The sequence below is a fragment of the Hymenobacter terrenus genome, from assembly GCF_000972495.1.
GTDB lineage: Bacteria > Bacteroidota > Bacteroidia > Cytophagales > Hymenobacteraceae > Hymenobacter > Hymenobacter terrenus.
Genome location: NZ_LATM01000007.1, coordinates 26,533 through 47,552, shown reverse-complemented (window position 1 = coordinate 47,552; position 21,020 = coordinate 26,533). Strand labels below are relative to the sequence as shown.

General features: G+C 58.3%; 18 protein-coding genes. 7 read left to right on the top strand and 11 right to left on the bottom strand.

Annotated elements, in window-relative coordinates:
• Nucleotides 1-117: 117 nt before the first annotated feature.
• Both WX88_RS27550 and WX88_RS11415 read left to right on the top strand, forming a co-directional pair.
• Entirely contained in the window at nucleotides 118-873 is a 756-nt protein-coding gene (locus WX88_RS27550; protein ID WP_082115985.1) for a TonB family protein, read from the top strand.
• A gap of 540 nt (nucleotides 874-1,413) precedes the next feature.
• A complete protein-coding gene (locus WX88_RS11415) occupies nucleotides 1,414-3,057 on the top strand; it encodes a hypothetical protein (protein WP_046244515.1) in 1,644 nt (547 codons plus the stop codon).
• A 155-nt stretch (nucleotides 3,058-3,212) separates the two neighbouring features.
• Here WX88_RS11415 and WX88_RS11410 read toward each other — a convergent pair whose 3' ends face one another.
• From WX88_RS11410 to WX88_RS11365, 9 genes are all read right to left on the bottom strand, one after another.
• Nucleotides 3,213-4,181 (bottom strand): hypothetical protein, encoded by a 969-nt coding sequence (locus tag WX88_RS11410; protein WP_046244514.1) that lies wholly within the window; start codon nucleotides 4,179-4,181, stop codon nucleotides 3,213-3,215.
• A 312-nt stretch (nucleotides 4,182-4,493) separates the two neighbouring features.
• Entirely contained in the window at nucleotides 4,494-5,906 is a 1,413-nt protein-coding gene (locus WX88_RS27545) for a Fic family protein (RefSeq protein WP_052732597.1), read from the bottom strand.
• A 107-nt stretch (nucleotides 5,907-6,013) separates the two neighbouring features.
• A complete protein-coding gene (locus WX88_RS11400) occupies nucleotides 6,014-6,550 on the bottom strand; it encodes a hypothetical protein (RefSeq protein WP_046244513.1) in 537 nt (178 codons plus the stop codon).
• A 38-nt stretch (nucleotides 6,551-6,588) separates the two neighbouring features.
• Nucleotides 6,589-7,041 carry a hypothetical protein gene (locus WX88_RS11395; protein ID WP_046244512.1) on the bottom strand — a complete coding sequence of 151 codons (453 nt, stop codon included), beginning with the start codon at nucleotides 7,039-7,041 and terminating at the stop codon, nucleotides 6,589-6,591.
• 124 nt (nucleotides 7,042-7,165) lie between these two features.
• Nucleotides 7,166-7,756, bottom strand: coding sequence for a hypothetical protein (locus tag WX88_RS11390; protein WP_156176072.1), 591 nt, complete (start codon nucleotides 7,754-7,756; stop codon nucleotides 7,166-7,168).
• 20 nt (nucleotides 7,757-7,776) lie between these two features.
• Complete coding sequence (locus tag WX88_RS11385) at nucleotides 7,777-8,556, bottom strand: hypothetical protein (RefSeq protein WP_046244510.1); 780 nt, start codon at nucleotides 8,554-8,556, stop codon at nucleotides 7,777-7,779.
• Between the two features lie 499 nt (nucleotides 8,557-9,055).
• Nucleotides 9,056-9,880 carry a hypothetical protein gene (locus WX88_RS11375; protein ID WP_156176071.1) on the bottom strand — a complete coding sequence of 275 codons (825 nt, stop codon included), beginning with the start codon at nucleotides 9,878-9,880 and terminating at the stop codon, nucleotides 9,056-9,058.
• 97 nt (nucleotides 9,881-9,977) lie between these two features.
• Nucleotides 9,978-12,173 carry a methylmalonyl-CoA mutase gene (scpA, locus tag WX88_RS11370; RefSeq protein WP_046244507.1) on the bottom strand — a complete coding sequence of 732 codons (2,196 nt, stop codon included), beginning with the start codon at nucleotides 12,171-12,173 and terminating at the stop codon, nucleotides 9,978-9,980.
• Between the two features lie 99 nt (nucleotides 12,174-12,272).
• Entirely contained in the window at nucleotides 12,273-14,057 is a 1,785-nt protein-coding gene (locus WX88_RS11365; RefSeq protein ID WP_052732596.1) for a methylmalonyl-CoA mutase family protein, read from the bottom strand.
• A gap of 195 nt (nucleotides 14,058-14,252) precedes the next feature.
• On the opposite strand from WX88_RS11365, the gene WX88_RS11360 reads away from it, so the two are divergent.
• From WX88_RS11360 to WX88_RS11345, 4 genes are all read left to right on the top strand, one after another.
• The gene (locus WX88_RS11360; protein WP_052732595.1) at nucleotides 14,253-15,020 is read left to right on the top strand and encodes a 5'-nucleotidase C-terminal domain-containing protein; all 768 of its coding nucleotides are present in this window, start codon (nucleotides 14,253-14,255) and stop codon (nucleotides 15,018-15,020) included.
• 88 nt (nucleotides 15,021-15,108) lie between these two features.
• Nucleotides 15,109-16,047, top strand: coding sequence for a bifunctional metallophosphatase/5'-nucleotidase (locus WX88_RS11355; protein ID WP_046244506.1), 939 nt, complete (start codon nucleotides 15,109-15,111; stop codon nucleotides 16,045-16,047).
• A gap of 152 nt (nucleotides 16,048-16,199) precedes the next feature.
• Nucleotides 16,200-17,756: a chromosomal replication initiator protein DnaA gene (gene dnaA / locus WX88_RS11350; protein ID WP_046244505.1), complete on the top strand. Its 1,557-nt coding sequence runs from the start codon at nucleotides 16,200-16,202 to the stop codon at nucleotides 17,754-17,756.
• 52 nt (nucleotides 17,757-17,808) lie between these two features.
• On the top strand, nucleotides 17,809-18,291 hold the full coding sequence (locus WX88_RS11345; RefSeq protein WP_046244504.1) for a Uma2 family endonuclease: 483 nt from the start codon (nucleotides 17,809-17,811) through the stop codon (nucleotides 18,289-18,291).
• Here the strand turns inward: WX88_RS11345 and WX88_RS11340 are convergent.
• Together WX88_RS11340 and WX88_RS11335 are read right to left on the bottom strand one after the other, a co-directional pair.
• Nucleotides 18,288-18,782: a hypothetical protein gene (locus tag WX88_RS11340; protein WP_046244503.1), complete on the bottom strand. Its 495-nt coding sequence runs from the start codon at nucleotides 18,780-18,782 to the stop codon at nucleotides 18,288-18,290. The genes WX88_RS11345 and WX88_RS11340 overlap by 4 nt on opposite strands.
• A 151-nt stretch (nucleotides 18,783-18,933) precedes the next feature.
• Nucleotides 18,934-19,368 (bottom strand): OsmC family peroxiredoxin, encoded by a 435-nt coding sequence (locus WX88_RS11335; protein WP_046244502.1) that lies wholly within the window; start codon nucleotides 19,366-19,368, stop codon nucleotides 18,934-18,936.
• Nucleotides 19,369-19,511: 143 nt separating this feature from the next.
• On the opposite strand from WX88_RS11335, the gene WX88_RS11330 reads away from it, so the two are divergent.
• Nucleotides 19,512-21,008, top strand: coding sequence for a GH3 family domain-containing protein (locus tag WX88_RS11330; protein ID WP_046244501.1), 1,497 nt, complete (start codon nucleotides 19,512-19,514; stop codon nucleotides 21,006-21,008).
• The last annotated feature ends 12 nt before the right edge of the window (nucleotides 21,009-21,020 follow it).

Genomic DNA, 21,020 nt, shown 5'->3' with positions numbered 1-21,020 from the left:
ACACTTAGGCTTTCACCGAAACCTAAAGTCCCGGTACTGTAGCACCTTCAGACGCTGAAATCGATTGTTGCCCATTTCTAAAGAATTCCTCTCCAACCATTCCAATCCCACCCGCCTATGTTGCTTTCCTCTACACTATTATTTCTAAGCCAAGTGCTTGCGGCTGATAATCCGCACGCTGTCACGGCCTCAGTGCGGGAGCAAAGCCCAGTTAGCAGCGTGGCTTTCATGCCCGTGGCGGGCAAGGTCGTTTCCGACCTTGGGGAGCCGTTGCCTGGCGTATTTGTGGCGGTGCAGGGCACGACTCAGGCTACGAGCACGAATGCTTCCGGCACCTTCCTGCTGACGCTCCCCAACGACAAGGCGGTGCTGGTGTTTAAGTGCCAGGGCTACCGCGACCAGACGATGACCGTGCAGACGAACAACCCCCTGACCGTGAAAATGTACTCCGTGACCCGCCCGGCACCCATCAGAACCGCGGCCGAACTGGCCGAGGAAGCAAAAGCTGTTGCTTCCGCGCCCGGCACCGAATCGGGGGCCGCCGTCCAGCCAACCGTGCTGAAGTATTCGGAGGTGTCGCCCACCTTTCCCGGTGGCGACGAGGCTTATCGGAAGTTCATCGGCCAGAATGCCCATTTCCCCGAAAGCGCGCTGGCTAAGCGCTTGTCGTGCACTGTATTTGTAAGCTTCGTGGTCGATGAGCAGGGCCGAATTACCGATGCGGAAGTGATGCGCGGCTGCGGCAATGGCTTCGACGAAGAAGCCCTGCGCATTATCCGTCTCATGCCCTGGTGGAACCCCGGCCTCATGGCGGGCAAGCCCGTACGGGTGTCGCGCATCCTGTCCGTGCCCTTCGTATTCCGGGAGGAATAAGCCCCTGTCAACGAGGCCAGCTCACCGCAGGATGAGCGTGCGCTGGTCGGGGCTGCGCTCACCAATGCCGGGCATCCTCGGCTACGCCCGAGGTGCAAGCGCATTAACCGCTACCATTTCTCGGTTAAAGGCATCTCGGGTGTGCATTCATAATAACATTTTATTCAAATAAATGAAATTAAAAGGAGAACACTACTCCGGTACCAAATGGAAATGATAATGGGCGGTGCACAGAAAAGGGCCGGAGGGAGCGAAGCATTTGGAGGCCGTGAGTGGGCTAGCCGAACATCTTCAGTCATAGAATATAGAAGTGAATGCTACTTGATGAGGTCGGTATGAGGTGGGCCAAGCAAGTACCCCGAGTAAGGTGGCAAAGCCGCGTTTTCGCGCTGTCGTGTGGTTCTGGTTGGGAGCAGCGGGGCCCAGAAGAGGGAGAACCGGTAGGTTGCTTTCCGCCGTAGTTAGGCGCTTAGCAACCTACCTTTCACGCTTTTTAATCGTTTTTTCAATCAACCAAATCTTTCTTTTTTTCCAACAGTTATGAAAACATATACTTCTTTCTTGTCTCTGCTGCCACGCCTGGGCTTGCTGATGGCACTGGGGTTATGCGCGGCAGCCACCCATGCCCAACCTACCTGGACGAGCGTGCAACGCACTAGCTCTACGGGGGGTGGCGGCAGCAGCAATGGCCGCAACATTGCCGTGGCCGCCGATGGCAGTCAATACGTCACGGGACCATTTGAAGGCACGCTCACGCTGGGCAGTGTTACGCTCACGGCTGGACCTGGCTCGGGACACTTGTTTCTGGCCAAGTACAGCGCCGCGGGCACGGTGCTCTGGGCCACTCAATTCGACTCCCCCGCTGATGACAACCTGTTCAGCAACGTGGCCGTGGATGCCGTCGGCAATGCCTACCTGACCGGGTACTTTACTTCGGCTCTCAAGCTGGGCGCCACCACGCTCACCACGCCCTCAGCCACGACCAAAGACGCGTTCCTGATAAAATTTGACGGGATGGGCACACAGCAGTGGATGCGGCAAGGCAGTGGGGGTAGCGACGCCTACGCCACCGGAATAGCGGTTGATGCCAGCGGCAACGTGGTCATTACCGGCAACTTTAGCGCTGGCGTGTCCTTCGGCGCCGCGGGCCTTATCGGCGGGGGCATGTTCCTGTACCGGTTCTCGCCCGCTGGCACCGTGCTGCTGGCCAAGCAGGTCAGCACGGGTGGCGTTGCCAGCGACCTGACGCTCGATGCCGTCGGCAATATCTATCTCACGGGGGGCTTCACGGGCACCATTAGTTTTGGCCCCACCACCTTTACCAGCGCCGGTGGTCTCGATTTATACCTGTGCAAGCTCGATGCGGCCGGCAACCCTGTCTGGGCCCAGCGCGATGGCGACGCCGCCGACGATTCGGGCCAGTGCGTGGCCGTAGACCCCGCCGGCAACGCCGTAGTGGGCGGCTACTACGACGACTTTTACAGGGGTTCCAGCGAGTCAAGTAGCATTTACGTGGCCGGCTACGATGCCCTCGGCACCAAGGCCTGGCGTCAGCTGATAACCCCCACAATCGACGACTTATACACCGCCAGCGACGTGGTTTACGATGGCCGTGGGGGCTACTACGTCACGGGCGGCATCCAGGGCTCTGCCGTGTTTGGCAGCACCACGCTCACCACGCAGGGCCCCCAGGCCGCCTATGTGGCCCGCTACAATTCCGGAGGAACCGCCGTCTGGGCCGACCAGGTAGTGAGCGTTACCAGCGCCGATGGCTCCCGCGGGGCCGGCTTGGCCGTCGATGCCAGCGGCAGCGTCTATGTTACTGGTCTCACCGTCGGGGACATCCAGTTCGGAACCTTGCCCGTGAGCAGCGGCGCCTTCGATACCTTCGTCGCCAAGCTCACGCCGGGTGGCCTGCTCTCCAGCACCCGCTCGAAGGCCCCACTTGTGGTCCTGGAAGCCTATCCCAACCCCGCTACCGGCAGCACTTCGCTGGTGCTGCCCGCCGGTGGCGGCCACCTGGTGCTCGCCGATGCCCTGGGCCGCATCGTGCGCGAGCACACCCTGCCTACCGCCGCGGGCCCCTACGCCCTTGCCCTCGCTGGCCTTGCCCCCGGCCTCTACCAGCTGCGCGCCATCTTGGGTAATGGGAAAGTTGGCCGCGCCGCCATTCAGGTGCGCTAGAGTCGTTTCGAAGTGGGTATAGCGCCGGGCCGCAATTGTACCCGCTAGGGCGGCAGGCTGGTAGCGAATACACAAGAAAGGCGGCCCGGATATTTATCTGGGCCGCCTTGCCTTTTAGTGCGCTGAAAGCTGCTCTACGAGTTGCCGGGTGTGTCCTAGTTTAGCACGGTCATTTCCACACGCACGGGCTCAAGGCTGGTGTTCTCCACCATCAGCACCTGGCCGATTGGCCCCAGAACCGGAGCCAGCACATCAAGCTCGCTGATTTCGGTGGTCAGCGTCACGGAGTACGGCAGTTTCTGGTCGTCGACCACCCGGCCTACGCGGGCGGTTTGGCCGGGCTGGGGCACGGCTAGCCGCAGGCGAAGCCGGGCCGTGTCGAGCAGCGGGGTGGTGAATGCCACGGTGGCTACAGCCCGCGGGGCCACTGTCAACTCGTGGTGTTCGAGGCCGCTGCTGGTGGCCCCACCCAGGCGAAACAGGGCCAGCGTCGCCGCGTCAGCGGCAAAGAGCAGCTTAGCCGCCGCGCTCACCTCCTGCCCGAAGCCGTAGGCCAGGTTTTGCACGGTGATGTAGTGGTCGCTCTGCTCGGTGTTGGTGCCCTTGGTTACCTCCTGGGTGGTGTTGGTGGCGGTCAGCTCGGCCACGAGACTGCCTAGGGCAGCGAGCTGCTCGGCGCTGTAGCCCTTGGCTGCCAGGGCCGCCTGGTCGCGGGTGGCCGAGGTGAAGGCGGTTTGCAGGAGGGTGCGCATTTTGTTGTGGTTGTTGCGGGCGGCAGCGTAGGTGCTGCGGCCGTAGGTGGCCAGCCGGCCGGCATTGTTGGGGAAAGCGCGGCCCACGTAATAAAACACCGTTTGCACGGCGCGGCGGGCCTGTTCCATTACATCCTCCACGTCATCGGTGTCCTCCTTCAGGTCGCCCACGCGCACGCTGTGGTCGGGGGTGGTGTCGGCCGTGTTCAGCGCCACCAGCCAATCCGGCCCGAAGGTGGCATCAAACTCCGGGTCAAAGGCTTGGAACGCGGCTTGGCGCGCGATGTAATGTTCGTACATCGTGCGCATGTCCTGGCGCATGGTCGCATCGGGTTGGGAGTAGTGCCGGAGCACCGCGGTAGCTCTTTTCATGGTCTTGAAAATGAATGATGATAGTGAGCCTACAAGATAGTGATTCCGAAGCGCGTTGCCGGCATTCCGAAGCCCGTTGCCGGCGGTGCAAACGGGCTTCGGAATGCCGGCAACGCGCTTCGGAATGCCGGAAAGAGGCTTCGGAAGGGTGAGAACGAGCTTCGGAACGCCGGTAACGCGCTTCGGAGGGGCGGGAAGAAGCTTCGGAGGGGTGGGAACGAGCTTCGGAGGGGTGGGAACGGGCTTCGGACTGGCGAGGAAGGGATTCGGACAAAAAAGAAGGCCCGCCGGGTGGGGCGGGCCTAGGGTTCATTAACCTTGTTTATCAAATGCAGCTTTTTTAGCAGAAATAGCATCATAAACCATATTCGCTGCCACCTTCACCGTGTCGTGCGTCAATTCAGGAGGATAATTACTCCGATAGGGAGAATCTAAAAGTATCTTATCCCCTAAGAGTATTGCGGCTGGAGAAGCACCAAGCCTGTTTTTATGCTCTTGGTCCACTTCGGCACTTATAGAGAATTCAGCGCCCCGAAATCTTATTCGGATTGTCAGATTTATGTCAAAAACGTTTCCTTTTTGACGGAATGCTTCCCAGCGAACAACTATGTCGGCACTTGTAAGAAGTGTTTTGGAAGTGAAAAGTTCTTCTGCCGTTCGCTGTAGAACAGTAGCATTATCTACCCCTTCATTCATTACAGAGCGGTTTGATGAAGTTAAAAGGAAGAATTGTTTGCGAACAAATGCAAAGTCAAATTTGCCGGCTTCTTCATTCAACTTATCTAACCAAGGAGCTAAAAAGCGTTGGTAGAAAATATTCTGACTATGTAAGTCCCAAACTGTGTCTGGAGCGCCTGTTTCACCTTGTAACTCAACTTTAAGCAGCGCCAGTTTCTTATCTAAGTCGTCAGGTTCATTAATGGCTTCGCCTTTTGCAGCGCGAATCATGAGCCGCAGGGACGCTTCCACGTTTTCGATGATGAAGCGGAGGAAGGGCTCGGGGTCGTTGACATCGGCGGCGGAGAGGGTGGCTAGGTAGCGGTTGCGGGTGAGCTCATCGGCTTTGATGACGGTGATGGGGTAGCCGTGCCGCATGAGGATGAGGTTCATCAGCAGGCGCGACATGCGGCCGTTGCCGTCGTCGAAGGGGTGGATGCTGACGAAGCGGTGGTGAAACTCGGCGGCCAGGGCGACGGGGTGCAGGGTGGGTGTGGCTTCCTCTTGGCGGTACCACGCCAGGAGGTCGTGCATCTTGGCCGGGGTTTCTTCGGGGCTAGCGAAGAAGAAGGTTTCGCCGGTGGCGGTGCGCACGTTGTTGGTGCTGGTTTTGTACTGGCCGGGCACGATGCGCTGGCGGGTGGGCTGGCCGCTGGCGGTGTGGGCCGATTTGTAGTGCTCCTCGCCGAGCAGCACTTGGTGCATCTCGCGGATGAACTGCTCGGTGAGAGGCCGGGTGTCGTGCACCACTTCTTCGAGGCCGAGGATGGCCTCGTTGTGGCCTTTGATGTCGAGGTGGTCGCGCAGGGGCTTGCCCTCGGCGGTGAGGCCATGCAGAAGCAGCGAGCGGGTTTCACCCAGCGTGAGGGAGTTGCCCTCAATAGCGTTGGAGTGGTAGTTCCAGTCGAGCCGAAACTTTTGCAGCACCCGCTGCTCCTGTTCCGGCGCCAGGGGTCGGAGGGCATCGAGGTCGGCTTTGAGGCGGTCGAGAGTGGCGAAGAGGGGCATGGGGAGGAAGTAGCGTACAAAGAAGAGCCGCGCGAAGGGGTGTCGCAGCAAGCTACTGCTAAAGCTCCCAAAGCGAAAACTCAAACCCGGTCGTCGGGCAAGCGCATTTAAGGCGTTATGGAAAATTGCAGCATGTATACCGAATTGCGCTGATTGGCAGGAGGGTTTTTCAAGGATGCACTTATTTCGGTGGCCCTGCTCGTGGCCGGGTTGCGATACGTGAATTCAGTTCGGTAGGGCGACGGGGCCTCGCTGCGCAGCAGGTGCCGTTCGCCCTGCCACCGGCCGAAGACCCGTACCAACTCGGCGAATCGCACGGCCAGGGTATCGCGCGGCCGGGCTGGGTCGATGTGGCTGGTGCCCGACTGGCTTAGCTCACGGGGGGCGGTAGCGGGTTGTATGTCCGCCTCCGTCAGCGCGCCAGTAGCATCCGCATAGAGGGACAATTCGTGGCCCGGCAGCTTGAGCGTGTAGCAGTGGCACTCGGCGTCGAGGCTGGCCGTGTGGCCGGCAAAGGCAAGGGTGGGGCCGGGGCGCGTGGGCGTGGCAGCCGTAAGCAAGCCGGCCACGTGGCGGGCCGTGACTAGCACTGTGGGGGCGGTAGTGGCTCGACGCGGGGCTGGCTCACAGCTGGCAAGCAGCATCGCTATTGCAGTCACGCTGAAGCATAGCCGCATCATGCTTAGTTGCGTGTGATGGTAAGGCTCAGCACTCTATTGCGCGCCGCGGAAGGCGCGTTGCGTAGCCATGCCGTAAGTCGGATTTCCTTACCCGTGTTGGGGTCTTGGTAGCTAAACTCCGTAGAGTGGGGCGGTGGAAACGGTCCTTCTTTCGCAGGTGGTAGAGGAAAGTCGCCTTGCCAGGGTCCGAACGCGCCTTGCAGCTCGCGTAAGCTGACGGTGAGTGTGTCGCGTGGGCGCGAGGAGTCGATGTGAATGACGCCAGCTTTGTCGGGGCGATACTTAGGGGGCACCGGCACAATGTCGGCTTCCGTGAGTGCGCCGGTGCTGTCGGGGTAAAGCCGCAGCTCGTGGCTTGGCAGTTCTAGTTCGTAGCACCGGTGGCCGGGGTGGTAGCGCGCCGTGCGGCCGGCGTAGGTAAGGGTGGGACCGGGGCGCGTGGCGGTTGTAAGCAAGCCGGCCGTGTGGCGGGCCGTAGCTAGTACTGTGGGAGCAGCGAGCGCAGCAGGTTCAGCTCGACGTGAGGCTGGCTCACAACTGGCTACTAAAGCAGCCAAAACGAGGAAACAACCGGCTATCCTATTCATGCACGACAGAAGAATAGATGGATAAGACGGAGTTGCGAGGGGCTGAAGGGCTGCTTCTCAAGAAGACATCCAGTCGAGCCACCCGGCCAGTGGTGGGATTACGATAGGTGAAAACTGTTCGGTGTGGAGCTGGCGTTGATTCCTGTGGAGTGAAGAAATCACCTTTCCAAGGGCCGAATGCCTGCCGAAGTTCGGCTAAGCTCACGGCCAAGGTATCGGCTGGTCGGGTTGGGTCGATATGAATAGCCGCGGTGCTGTCGAGGGCGAGGGACGGTGGCAGCGGAAAAATAACGGCCTCCGTGAGCGCGCCAGTGGTGTCCGTGCGGGCCGTAAATTCATAGCCAGGCAGTTCGAGTACGTAGCGCTGGAACTCGGCCTCATAGCGGGCCGAGCGACCAGCATAAGTGAAAGTGGGGCCGGCGTGTACTGGGGGGGCGGCCGTAAGTAGTTGCACCGCATAGCGGGCCGTGGCCAGTACAGAAGGAGCCGATTCGGTTGAATCAGAGGTGCGTGTGGTTGGTTCGCACTCAGCCAACAGAAACCAACCCGAAGTAGCTAAACAGGCACGTAAAAAAAACTTCATAGGGAAGGCCTTAAACATACTCAGGCTTGCGCAACAGCATAAACTACAAGCTTATGCTCGCCCGGAAAGAAGTGAACTTCTGTGCGCGCGTGCCTCCGTGCTTTACTGTTTACTGTGAACAGTTTTTGGTGGCGCGCTGCGTAGGAATGGACCTCCAATGAAGCACCAGGCTTCAAATAACCACTGCTCAGTAGCTTGTCTATTTCAACCGGCCGTAAGTGGATGCAGCCATGCGAAGGAGCGAGGTTAATATCGACGTGCCATGCAGTAGTGGCATTGAACCAAGTGTATAATTCATCATAGGGCGTGGTGTGGATGAAATCATTCGATGGTTTCTCATTACTGTCTTGCCGGCCATTGTGGTTCAAATCTTCGAAATACTTCACTGCTACATGACCAAAGTCATTAAAAATCCAAGTCTTAGGGATTGTACCAACGTCCTTTAAATGCTTCTTTAGGGGGGTTATCATCTTTTTGTAAGAGTTCTCTATATCTACTCTAACCCCTACCTGGTCATTCCCATACTGTGCTTTCCACGTGGGCATGTCCGTCAGTGGCTGCCAGCGGCCGTGCAGCTGCACTTCTACGGTGCCGGCGGCGTTAACCCGCAGCGGCGTGCCCCATGGCACCGCCGACCACATATACTTCTTGGGACTGATGTGCTTTTCGACCCGCGCTACTATAAAGCGCCCGGTTTGTGTAGGAGTAGCTTCGTGCGAGTCGCCTTCATAATAAGTGGCTTTTTCGGGGCCACCTTTGGCGTCGTAAATGGCAATCTGGGAGTATTGGTAGCGTGGCATAAAGGGAAGGAAGCTAGAACTTACATCGACGGCGAAATAGTGTCTTGCTGGTCAGGGGCAGGCTGATAGTTTCCTCAGAATCTCCAGCGCGTGACCGTGGCCGGGCCGTATACGCCGACGCATAAAGCTACCGATGACCGAGCCGAAACTTTTGCAGCACCTGCTGCTGTGGGGCCAAGGGACGGAGGGCGTCGAGTTCGGCTTTGAGGCGGGTCAGGGTGGCGAAGAGGGGCATGGGGGAGGGCAATTAGTAGATGTAAAAATGGGAATAAAAAAGTCCCGCTGGGTGGGGCTTGTCCTTACCCAAATCTCAAACGCCCTTCTGGCCGTGTGGCTGGAAGGGCGTTTTTGCGCGGTTACTTACCCGATGTGGTGCTTTTCAAGCGAGGTCAGCCGGCTCAAAAGGGGCTTTGCGTTACTTCGGGAAAGCCGGAAAAAGATTTGGGTAAGGACAAGCTGGGTGGGGCGGGACTTTCTTGTGCTTATTGGAACTGAATAACTATGCTCCTAGAGCGTAAGAAGTATCAGAATCTGGTACCCTCGGCAAAGTCTCTTCGCCATACGTTATGATTCTAGCTGCGGAATAAGCTTCTGTATGATTGCCTTTGGCTCGACGAAACTGTTCTGGTAATTGAGACAGGAAATGGTATACCAAAGCAGGGTCCCTTAGCATACCTGGATTCTCGTCTAGGTAGTTCATTAGCTGAGGAGAGATAGTTTCTATCATCATTTTTGTCGAACCATTTACAATAGTTTTGACAAGAATTAGTACGCCAGCTCTGATAACAATTTCATCAACACCATTACAAGCCGCAATTAATCCAGCAGCAGCAGTTGATAATTGTGCTGTGGCTTCTGCAACAGGCTTATTTAAGTAATGTGCTTGTAAAGCAGCTTTTTCCTTATCAAGTACGTCGCTGACTTGTTCCTGAGTCTTTGGGCTTTTTGCCAGGAATAGTAGCTTTTGGAAAAAAGAACCATAAATAGGCTCTTCTTGGGCTTCATATTCGAAGCCACTTGCTTCCATGAACTCATCAACACTTTTTAATATATTATCCAGTGCGACGGTATCAATATAAGATTGGGGAATATTTATGTCAACTTCTACTTTTCTGTTGAAGTTATAAAAAATGTTTACGTTATGGGATGGTTTAAATTCTATGTTAAAGTTAATTTCTCCTTTTGTAAAGGTTCCTATCATATCCTCACTCATATTATTTGAAAGGTCTGAATTTGGTCTTGAGTCTAAATTCGAACCGTTCTTGAAATTTATAGAAGCAAGAAAATGTGCGACTTTATCTTTTGCTTTTTCTACCTGTGTCATCCGAAGTGTGTAATTAAAAAATGAATAATATCAAATTTGATTAATTAATTTTAATTTGAGCGGTATTCTAGTATGCCAGCAGGTAAAATGATAAATCCTACTCCCCCAGCTTCGCCAGAATCTCCTGCGCCGCCGTGGCGATGACCGTTCCCGGCCCGTACACCCCCGCCACGCCGGCTGCGTATAAAAAGCCGTAGTCCTGAGCCGGAATCACGCCGCCGGCAATGACCAGAATATCCTCGCGGCCAAGTTGCTTCAGCTCCGTGAGCAGCTGGGGCAGCAGGGTTTTGTGGCCGGCGGCGAGGCTGCTCACGCCCACCACGTGCACGTCGTTGTCGGCAGCCTGACGGGCTACTTCGGCGGGCGTTTGGAAGAGGGGAGCAATGTCGACGTCGAAGCCCACGTCGGCGAAGCTGGTGGCGATGATTTTGGCGCCGCGGTCGTGGCCGTCCTGGCCCATTTTGGCAACCAGCATGCGGGGGCGGCGGCCTTCGCGGGCGGCAAAGGCTTCGGCGGCGGCGCGGGCGGTGGCGAACGCTTCGTTGTAATCCATTTCCTGCGAATACACGCCCGCTACGGTGCGGGTCGTGGCCTGGTGCCGGCCGTACTGAGCCTCAAGAGCGTCGGAGATTTCGCCCAGCGTGGCTCGGGCGCGGGCGGCTTCTACGGCTAAGGCCAGTAAGTTAGAAGTTAAAAGTGAAGAGTTAAGAGTTGTTTTTTCTCCCTCAACTCTTAGCTCTTCACTCTTCGCTTTTAACTCCTCAACCCTGATTCCGGCGGCTTCGGTGAGGGCGGCTAAAGCCACTTTCACAGCTACGTTATCTCGCTCAGCGCGAATTTTCTTGAGCCGGGCAATCTGGCTTTCGCGCACCGCGTCGTTGTCAATGTCCAGCACTTCGACCTCGGTTTTCTCGGTGGTCTGGTACTTGTTCACGCCCACGATGATTTCCTTGCCCGAGTCGATGCGGGCTTGCTTACGGGCGGCGGCTTCTTCGATGCGCAGCTTGGGCAGGCCGGTTTCGATGGCCTTGGCCATGCCGCCCAGCTCCTCTACTTCCTGGATGAGGGCCCAGGCCTTGTCGGCCAGCTCGTGGGTGAGGGTTTCGACGTAGTAGGAGCCGCCCCAGGGGTCCACGACTTTGGTGATGTCGGTTTCGTGCTGGAGGTAGAGCTGGGTGTTGCGGGCAATGCGCGCCGAGAAGTCGGTGGGCAGGGCAATGGCTTCGTCGAGGGCGTTGGTGTGCAGGCTCTGGGTGCCGCCGAGCGCCGCGGCCAGTGCCTCAATGGTGGTGCGGGCCACGTTGTTGTAAGGGTCCTGCTCGGTGAGGGAGTAGCCGGAGGTTTGGCAGTGAGTGCGCAGGGCCAGACTCTTGGGGTTGCTGGGGTTGAACTGCTTCATCAGCTTGGCCCACAGCAACCGCCCAGCGCGCAGCTTGGCAATTTCCATGAAGTGGTTCATGCCAATGGCCCAGAAAAAGGACAGGCGCGGGGCAAACTCGTCAATCTTCATGCCCGCCGCGAGGCCGGCGCGCACGTATTCCAGGCCGTCGGCCAGGGTGTAGGCCAGCTCCAGGTCGGCGGTAGCGCCGGCCTCCTGCATGTGGTAGCCCGAGATGGAAATCGAGTTGAACTTGGGCATGTATGCCGCCGTGTAGCTGAAAATATCGGCGATGATGCGCATGCTCGGCCCGGGCGGGTAGATGTAGGTATTCCGCACCATAAACTCCTTCAGAATGTCGTTCTGAATGGTGCCGGCCAGCTTGTCAGGGCTCACGCCTTGCTCCTCGGCCGCCACGATGTAGAAGGCCAGCACCGGCAGCACCGCCCCATTCATGGTCATCGACACCGACATCTGGTCGAGCGGAATCTGGTCGAAGAGAATCTTCATGTCCTCTACCGAGTCGATGGCCACGCCAGCCTTGCCCACGTCGCCCTGCACCCGCGGGTGGTCGGAGTCATACCCCCGGTGCGTGGCCAGGTCGAAGGCCACGCTCAAGCCTTTCTGCCCGCCAGCCAGGTTGCGGCGGTAGAATGCGTTCGATGCCTCTGCCGTCGAAAACCCCGCGTATTGGCGGATGGTCCACGGGTTCTGCACGTACATGCTGGCGTAGGGCCCGCGCAGGTAAGGCGCTTGCCCCGCTCCAAAACCCAGGTGGTCGAGATTCGCCACGTCCTCTGGCCTATAAGTAGCCTTGATGGGAATGCCCTCCGGCGTAAGCGTAACGGCAGTTTCCGGCGCGGCCACGATGCTGGGGGCGGCGTTGTAAGGGATGGCAGAGAAATCAGGTTTCATGGAACAATTCTGGACTATAAATTATGAATGGTTGACAGGCCTGCATTTATCTAAACACATTCGAATACTGCTTCATAATCAAAAATTTACAATTAACTACTACCTCCCTTGCAGGCGCGCCAGCACCTCCTCCGTGGTGTAGCCCTGCACCTTCATTTCGTGGAAGCCAAACACGCGCACCGCCTCTTGCAGCGTGGGCAGGTCGGCGCTGAGCAAGGCCGGCGGAATAAAGTGCTGCTTCTCGGTCGGAATCTGGTAAATGAAACGGGCAAAGCGCTGAAATTGCTCTGGTGTGGCATACATCAGCGTTGCTTCCTCGGGGGAAGAGTACAGCAGCGACAGCGTGCCCGGCGGGTGGCTGGCCGCGATTTCGGGCCGCTCGTGGGGCATCAGCATGCTCACGAACGTGTCCATAATAACCTGGTTGGTGTTGGTGCCCAGCAGCACAATGGCCGCGCGCCGGCTCTTGCGCTCACGGCGCTCGAAGTGCAGGGCCGTGGCCAGCCGCAGCACTTCGGTTGGATAGGCGGCGCGGGTCACGTCGAAGGCCGCCGAGCGCAGAAGCTTTTTGGGGTTGAAGCTGAACCGCTCCTCCCGGCTCTGGAAGCGGTTGGTGCCCACAATTACCTGCTGCCCGGCGGCAATGCGCCGGAAAGTTTCGCTCGCCACGTCCCTGATGTCCTTCATGGCCTGACTACGCGCCTGCGGCAGCCCACCGGCTGCCTCAATACGCTGAAACAGCATCCAGGCCTCCTGCGCGAGCTGGTCGGTCAGGGTTTCGAGAAAATAGGAGCCCGCCGCTGGGTCCTGCACGTGGCCAAGTCCCGACTCTTCGCGCAGCAGCACCGAAAGGTTGCGAGCCAAGCGGGCCGAAAACTCGTTGTCCTCAGCAAATAAGCTGTCGAAGGGCGCCACCGACAGCGAATCGGCCCCGCCCAGCACTGCGCTCATAGCCTCGGTGGTATGGCGTAGTAGGTTGGTGTGCGGGTCGAGCGTCGTCTGGGTCCAGGAGGAAGTGGCGGCGTGAATTCGCAAGCGGTGGTTCAGCTCGGCTGGCAGGCCAAAGCTGTGCAGCAGCGTGGCCCACAGCCGCCGAAAAGCCCGCAGCTTGGCCATTTCGGGGAAGTAGCTGGGGGTGATGGCCAGGTGCAGGTGCAGGCTGGCCGCGACCTGCGCCGCGCTGAGGTCGTCGCTGGGCAGCTCCGCCAGTAGGGCTACTGCCGTGTTCAGACTAAAGGCAATCTGTTGGGTAGCGGTGGCCCCGCGGTTGCCGAAGAAGGCTCCATTCACAGCCAGCGCCCGGAAATCGGGCATGCCCGTGGTCAGACTCACGCAGCGCCGCAGGGCCGCCCGGTAATCAGCCGCTTCGGCCCCTTCGGGCACCTGCTCGGGTGTAAACCGCAAGAAGCCGCGCAGGGGCGTGCCGGGCGCGGCATCCACCAACTGGCTGAGCAGCGCATCAGGCCCGGTCGTTACCGTATAGCCCACGAAGGTGCGTGCCAGTGGCAACTGCTCGGCCAGGTAATGCACCGCGAAAGGCGTAGAGCTGGCCAGGATGAAGTGGACGCCATCGGCCCCCGCCGCTAAGGCCGCGGCGGCCTGGTCGATTTGCGTCCGGCCGTCGGTATCTGCCGCGACGGTTAGGGCCGGGACGTTCAGCCACGGCGTTGCAGGGTGGGGCAGGGGCGGCGGTGGGCCCCCCAGCGTCGTCCAGGCTTCGCGATGATAAAACGGCTCCACACTAAAGCCATCGGGCAGCGGCCAGCGCAGGGTGGTAGGGTCCTGGCCTTTGAGGTCGCGGGCCAGGCGGGCCTGCCACTCCGCAGTGGTTACGGCCGGAAATTCAACGAAGGAAACGGGCGCGGCGACCGGGGTATCGGACATAGATGGTGGGCTCTTGGGCAACACTAATAACGGGTCTGCTTCTGGGCAGGGCTGGCCGAAAACAGGCCGAAAGATACCGATTGTGCCCCGAAGCGTCCGTTGCTACTACTTGCAACCACCGCAGTAGGCCGAACTGGTATCGTAGCTTTGCAATTAAAGAAAGTTGCCTTACTCGTCGCTTGTTTCTTCAAACTCATGCCGCAAAAATCCTTTCGCGCCGTGCTCGCCCCCTCGCTGTTTGCCTTGGCAATTGCGCCAGGCTGCCAGCGCGCCGCTTACGTCCCCACGGCCCATTTTGCCCCAGTCACGAGCCAGCCAGTGCGCAAAACACAAGCCGAGGACCCAGCCATCGCGGCCATCATCGCGCCGTATCACGACAAAGTGACTTCCCAAATGACCGAGGTGCTCGGTACTGCCCCGGTGCCCCTCGTCAAAAGTCTGGGCGAGTCGCCATTGGCCAATTTCGTGGCCGACTTGCAGCGGGAGCGCGCCAGCAAAGCCTTGAGTGAGTCCATTCCATTGGGCGTGATGACTAACGGAGGCCTGCGCGCCGGCTTCGCGGCCGGCCCCATCACCTTAGGGTCAGTATTTGAGCTGATGCCGTTTGAGAACGAGCTGGTGGTGCTCGACGCGCCGGGGTCAGTGGTTCAGCAGCTGTTCGAATATGCCGCCCACATCAAAATGGCCATATCCGGTGCTACCTACACCGTCACCTTCGACGGCCAGCCTAAAGATATCCGTATTGGCAGCCAGCTTTTCGATGCCAATATGGACAGAACCTGGCCGATTGCCATTTCCGACTACTTGGCCAGCGGCGGCGACAACATGGTATTTTTTAAGTCCCTCGCGCCCCGCCACACCAATATCCTGCTCCGCACCGCCATTGCCGACCACATCCGCAACCTGACCAAAGCCGGCCAGCCCGTAACGGCGAAGGTGGAAGGCCGGGTCAGAGGTAATTAAAAATTGAGGAGTCAAAAAGGTTAATCCCATTCCGTGTCGATGCTGTCTTGCCCTCAGGCTTTTAACGCATAATTTTTAATTTCTCTTTATGAAACGCCGCGATTTTCTCCGCAATTCCCTGCTTGGTACCGCTGGTCTCACTGTGTTGGGCGGCTTGGCAAGTTCGGCCGAAGCAGCCATTACTGGCAAGGCTCCCGTTCGCCTCACCATTCTGCATACCAATGACCTGCACTCCCGCATCGAGCCCTTTCCTGACAACGGTGGGCAATGGGCCGGGCTGGGAGGCATGGCGCGACGCGCGGCCCTCATCAAAGACATTCGCAGCAAAGAGCCCAATGTGCTGCTGCTCGACTCGGGCGACATCTTCCAGGGCACGCCGTACTTCAATTTCTTCGGGGGCGAGTTGGAGTACAAGCTTATGAGCCAGATGGCCTACGACGCCAGTACCTTGGGCAACCACGACTTTGACAACGGCCTGGACGGACTTCAGCGCCAGTTGCCTAATGCTACCTTCCCGTTCCTCATCGCAAACTATGACTTCTCGAAAACCCCTTTGGCAGGCCAGTTTGCGCCCTATAAGGTGTTCGAGAAGCAAGGCGTCCGCATTGGTGTATTCGGCCTTGGTATTGAGCTTGCGGGTTTGGTAGCCGACAAGAATTTCGGCGCCACCACCTACCTCGACCCCGTGACCAAAGCCAAAGAGATGGTAGCTCAGCTGCGCCAAATTGATAAATGCGACATGGTCATCTGCCTCTCACACCTCGGCTACAAGTACGCCGACGCCAAGCTCGACGACCGGAAGCTTGCTGCTCAGGTGTCGGGCATTGACCTGATATTGGGCGGCCATACGCACACGTTTATGGAGGCGCCGGAGCCCATTGCCAGCTCCGATGGCCACTCCACTTTGATAAACCAAGTAGGCTGGTCAGGTATAAATTTAGGAAGGCTCGACTACGAATTTTCAGTGAAAAAGAAGCGGCCTGGGTTAGCCAGTGCCAGCGTGGTGCCGGTTCGGGCGGCCTGTTAAAAGCACGACAAAAACAAGTGATTTCAGGCTTTTTTAAGTGCAGAGTTTTCCACAATTTTGTCCCCCTCTAAAAAAACAGGCTACTGTACAGCCACTGCTTTCGTTGCTTTTTTTGTCTCCGGTTAGCTCCGGTTTAATGTCTAATTACTCTCATGCTCAAAGATTTTCGCACGGTTTGGGCTGGCTGTTTGCGCAGCATCTCGGCGGAAATCGGGGAGCAGAGTTTTAAGACCTGGTTCCAACCCATAGTGCCCGTCGAGCTAAAGGGCAACGTGCTGACCATCCAGGTTCCCAGCGCCTATTTTTACGACTGGCTGGAGGAGCACTACGTCGATGAGCTGCGCCGGGCGCTATTCCGAGAGCTGGGCTCCGAGGGCCGCCTCGAGTACAGCGTGGTGGTAGACCAGGGTAACGACCAGGCACCGCCCCGGGCCCTGCACTTGCCCCCTCCCCGCAAAACCGCTGCGCCCGACCCGCGCGACGTGCCGCAGGTCCCGCCGCCCGCCGTGGGCAACCCGTTGGCTGGCAGCGCCCGCGCCGCCTCAGCCCGCTATGTTGCTTCGGGAGCGGTGCGCACCACGCCGCGTGGCAACTTCGGCATCAATAACCAGACCGCCGATACCCTGGCTCCGCCGCGCAACCCCTTCGACACGGCCCGGCCGATGGACGGCAACCTAGTGCCGTCGCAACTCAATGGCTCGTACACCTTCGACAACTACATCGAGGGTGACTGCAACCGGTTGGCTCGTTCGGCGGGCTTGGCCGTGGCTAACAAGCCCGGTACCACCAGCTTCAACCCGCTGATGGTGTACGGTGGCGTAGGCCTGGGCAAAACGCACTTGGTGCAGGCCATTGGCAACCATATCAAAGCCACCGCGCCTGAGCGGTTTGTGCTGTATGTGTCGGCGGAGAAGTTCACCAACCAGTTCATCGACAGCGTGCAGCGTGCGCAGGTCCAGGACTTTGCTAATTTCTATTTGCAAGTCGATGCCCTGATTCTGGACGATGTGCAGTTCTTGGCCAACAAAGGCAAGACGCAGGAGATGTTCTTTCACATCTTCAATCATTTGCACCAGTCGGGCAAGCAGATTGTGATGACCTCGGACCGGCCCCCCAAGGACCTGTTAGGCTTGGAAGACCGACTGCTGAACCGCTTTAAATGGGGCTTAACGGCCGATGTACAAAGCCCCGACTTTGAAACGCGGGTGGCCATCATCCGCAACAAGATGGAGCAGGACGGCATCGACATTCCACCGGACCATGTAGTGGACTACCTCGCCAACTCGGTGCACACCAACGTGCGCGAGCTGGAAGGTGTCATCGCCTCATTGGTGGCCCAGAGTAGCCTGTCGCGCCGCGATATCGACCTGGAAATGGTGAAGCAGGCCCTACGCCACATCATTGAGGAAGTGGAGGCGGAAGTCAACCTCGACTTCATTCAGAAGACCGTGGCCGCTTACTTCGGCATTTCGGTGGAGCTGCTGAAGGACAAAACCCGCAAAAAGGAAGTGGTGACGGCCCGGCAGGTGGCCATGTATTTCGCCAAGCACCACACCTCGCATACCCTGAAAACCATTGGTTTTCACTTCGGTGGGCGCGACCATACCACCGTTATGCACTCAGTGCAAACCGTGTCGGACCTGGTGGATTCGGATAAGAAATTCCGCGACCAGGTGGACGAGCTGCGGAAGAAGTTCGCGAAAAAGTAGGGCACCTATTTCCAGCTGGGGTTCGTTACATTTGAGAAAGCCTTAGCCTCTTATGGAAACCCTTGCTCCAGAAATTTCTGACTACGAGCTGGAACGCGGAAAGCCCATGCCCAGCCTGAAACACGCCCGTATTCAAAAACGCCTTGTTCGACAAGTAGAAGATTTTTTGCAAACCCGCTACGAGGTGCTGGCCGAAATCAGCCTAGCCATCGCGGAAGCAAAGATGATTCCGGATGTTGCCATATTCACTGAAGGAGAACTGCCCGATTCGGTGGGGCCAGATTACACTGCTGTGACGGTGGTGCCGCGCACAGCTATTGAGATTCTGTCGCCTACCCAGGTCATTGCCGAGTTGCTGGAAAAAGCTGGGCGCTACTTCGCGGCCGGGGTGCAGTCGTACTGGATGGTGGTGCCCGAGCTGCGAGCCGTGGCCGTTTTCTCGGAGCCGGGCAAGTACAAGTATTTTTACAATGGCCAGACCCTGACCGACCCAGTGACGGGAGCCGAAATCGTGGTCAGCCAGCTGTTCGACTAGCTCGCGCTATTTGGCGCTACCTCCTGCAGGGGCAGGTTGTGCTGCGCCGCAAACTGCCGTACCTGCTCCCGAAAGCTGACTTTACGCAGCCGGCCTTTCACCTCCCGCAAGTTGAGAGCGTAGATTTCGCCGTCTTTCTGGCGCACGCGCAGCAGCAGCGGCTTTAGCTCCAGGGTCGCAATATTTTCGGCGGCGAATACTTGCTTGGGCCGAAACAGGCCATTTTTGTGCACGATATAGCCAGGCGTGAACTCCAGGTAGCTTTGGGTGCCGAAAATGGGGGCATTGTGCACCAGAATGTAGCCGATGTAAACGAACGTGAATACGAGGAATACCCAGTGCAGAAAGTGGTAGTCGTGCACGTTGCTATCACTCCACATCGAAAATAGTACGTAGGCCAGCCAGAAGGCGCCAATGGCTAATTGCCCCCAGAAAGGGATACGGGAAGTGTTGGCGGGGCGGAGGCGGATGCGGGTAGTACCAGTGGGCATAGAGGCAAATTTAGAACGCAGATTTTACTGAAGGGTAAAAATAGAAATGTCATGCTGAGCGCGGCCGAAGCATCTCGCATGCAGTAGTAATTATTTACTCTCGCGGTAGAGATGCTTCGGCTGCGCTCAGCATGACGTTCTCAATGTTATTTTACCCGACAAATTTGGCATCCAGCGTTATTTCGGGCACTGCGCTCAGGGCGCGGGAAACGGGGCAGTTGGTCTTCGCGTCTTCGGCGTGCTTCTGAAAATCCTCGGCTGTGATGTTGCCGCCACTCACGTTGCCTTCGGTGCTGACGTGGATGCGCTCGATGATGGGGCTGCCGTTGTTGGGGTTCATCGTCACGGTCGAGGTCGTGGTAATGCTTTGCACCTGGTGGCCGTGCTTGGTGAGCACACTGGTCAGGTACATGGTGTAGCAGCCGGCGTGCGCGGCCCCGATAAGCTCCTCGGGGTTGGCACCGGGCTTGCCTTCGAAGCGGCTGCCAACTGAGTATGGCGCGTTGAGGGTTCCGCTTTGGGTGCTAAGGGTGCCGCTGCCTTTGATGTCGCCGTTCCAGACGGCTTTGCCTGCGTGGTCTGCCATGATTGCTTGATGATTTGGTGAAGTAAGTGTTGAGTAGGTGGAATAAAGGTAACGGAGGCAAGCTAGCCGGGTTGCACAAGTATAAATCGGAGAACGCGGCCAACGTACCTTCGTAGCCATTGCAAAGGTGTTTTATTCAGATTATGGGATTGAAATCTGCGTTGAGCCGTCCCCTGGCCCGCTACATTGCCCGACGCTACCAGCGCTGGCAGCACCGCCCCGAAACCACTCAGCGCGAGCTCCTGCGTCAGCTCACGACCCAGGCGGCGGGCACTGCCTTCGGCCGCGCCCACGACTTGGGCGGCGTGCAAACGCCCACCGACCTAGCCCGTCAGGTGCCCGTGCGCGATTATGAAGCCCTCAAGCCTTATTTCGACCGCACACAAGCTGGTGAGGCCGATGTGCTCTGGCCCGGCCGGCCGTTGTACCTGGCCAAAACCAGCGGTACTACGTCGGGCACCAAATACATTCCCATCACCCAGGCCAGCATTCCCAACCACATCGACGGGGCCCGGGATGCGCTCTTGTATTACATCTACCGCACGGGCCGCAGCCAGTTTCTGGATGGTAAGCTGATTTTCCTGTCCGGCTCGCCGGAGCTGGAGCTGCACCATGGCATCCGCACCGGCCGCCTTTCGGGCATTGCCAATCACCATGTGCCTGCCTACCTGCGTCGCAACCAGCTGCCGAGCTACCAAACCAACATTATCGAAGACTGGGAAACCAAGCTGGAGCGCATCGTGGACGAGACGCTGCACCAGCCGATGACGCTGATTTCGGGGATTCCGCCCTGGGTGCAGATGTATTTTGACCGGCTTACCGCCCGCACCGGCCGCCCCATCAAGGACATTTTTCCCGATTTCAACCTGTTTGTCTACGGCGGCGTCAACTTCGAGCCCTACCGCGCCAAGCTCTTCGAAAGCATCGGCCGGCCCGTGGACAGCATCGAGCTATTTCCTGCTTCTGAGGGATTTCTGGCTTTCCAGGATGAGCCCGGCAACCCCGGTTTGCTGCTGCTGCTCAACAGCGGTATCTTTTTTGAATTCGTGCCCGCCGAGCGGTTTTTTGAGCCCAATGCTCCCCGGCTCACCATTGCCGATGTGGAGCTGGATAAGCAGTACGCCATCATCCTCACCTCCAACGCGGGCCTGTGGGCCTACTCGCTGGGCGACACGGTGCGCTTTGTGAGTCTGCGGCCGCACCGGGTAGTAGTCACTGGCCGCATCAAGCACTTTCTTTCGGCCTTTGGTGAGCACGTCATTGGGGAGGAAGTGGAGCAGGCACTTCGTGAAGTTATGGCGCAATTTCCGGAAGTTGAGGTTATCGAATTCACCGTGGCCCCGCTGGTGAGCGACGACCCCGCTAAGCCTTCGCGGCATGAGTGGCTGGTAGAGTTTGCCCGCCCCCCGCAGGATGCCGGGGCTTTCGCAGCGGCTTTGGATGCCGCGTTGCGCCGCCGCAATACGTACTATGATGACCTCAGGCAGGGCAATATTCTGGTGCCGCTGCAACTCACGTCGTTACCGGCTGGGGCTTTCCAACGCTACATGAAAAGCCTGGGCAAGCTGGGCGGGCAGAACAAAGTGCCGCGGTTGGGGAATGATAGGAGGGTAGCGGAGGGGTTGGCCAACGCAGGCTAAAATCCGTAACTT

Coding starts and splice junctions, on each gene's coding strand:
- WX88_RS11365 (WP_052732596.1), bottom strand. CDS start 14,057: ATGTCCGATACCCCGGTCGCCGCGCCCGTTTCCTTCGTTGAATTTCCG.
- WX88_RS11340 (WP_046244503.1), bottom strand. CDS start 18,782: ATGCCCACTGGTACTACCCGCATCCGCCTCCGCCCCGCCAACACTTCC.
- WX88_RS27550 (WP_082115985.1), top strand. CDS start 118: ATGTTGCTTTCCTCTACACTATTATTTCTAAGCCAAGTGCTTGCGGCT.
- WX88_RS11360 (WP_052732595.1), top strand. CDS start 14,253: ATGCCGCAAAAATCCTTTCGCGCCGTGCTCGCCCCCTCGCTGTTTGCC.
- WX88_RS11415 (WP_046244515.1), top strand. CDS start 1,414: ATGAAAACATATACTTCTTTCTTGTCTCTGCTGCCACGCCTGGGCTTG.
- scpA (WP_046244507.1), bottom strand. CDS start 12,173: ATGAAACCTGATTTCTCTGCCATCCCTTACAACGCCGCCCCCAGCATC.
- WX88_RS11385 (WP_046244510.1), bottom strand. CDS start 8,556: ATGCCACGCTACCAATACTCCCAGATTGCCATTTACGACGCCAAAGGT.
- dnaA (WP_046244505.1), top strand. CDS start 16,200: ATGCTCAAAGATTTTCGCACGGTTTGGGCTGGCTGTTTGCGCAGCATC.
- WX88_RS11345 (WP_046244504.1), top strand. CDS start 17,809: ATGGAAACCCTTGCTCCAGAAATTTCTGACTACGAGCTGGAACGCGGA.
- WX88_RS11375 (WP_156176071.1), bottom strand. CDS start 9,880: ATGACACAGGTAGAAAAAGCAAAAGATAAAGTCGCACATTTTCTTGCT.
- WX88_RS11355 (WP_046244506.1), top strand. CDS start 15,109: ATGAAACGCCGCGATTTTCTCCGCAATTCCCTGCTTGGTACCGCTGGT.
- WX88_RS11400 (WP_046244513.1), bottom strand. CDS start 6,550: ATGCTGCTTGCCAGCTGTGAGCCAGCCCCGCGTCGAGCCACTACCGCC.
- WX88_RS11410 (WP_046244514.1), bottom strand. CDS start 4,181: ATGAAAAGAGCTACCGCGGTGCTCCGGCACTACTCCCAACCCGATGCG.
- WX88_RS27545 (WP_052732597.1), bottom strand. CDS start 5,906: ATGCCCCTCTTCGCCACTCTCGACCGCCTCAAAGCCGACCTCGATGCC.
- WX88_RS11335 (WP_046244502.1), bottom strand. CDS start 19,368: ATGGCAGACCACGCAGGCAAAGCCGTCTGGAACGGCGACATCAAAGGC.
- WX88_RS11390 (WP_156176072.1), bottom strand. CDS start 7,756: ATGAAGTTTTTTTTACGTGCCTGTTTAGCTACTTCGGGTTGGTTTCTG.
- WX88_RS11330 (WP_046244501.1), top strand. CDS start 19,512: ATGGGATTGAAATCTGCGTTGAGCCGTCCCCTGGCCCGCTACATTGCC.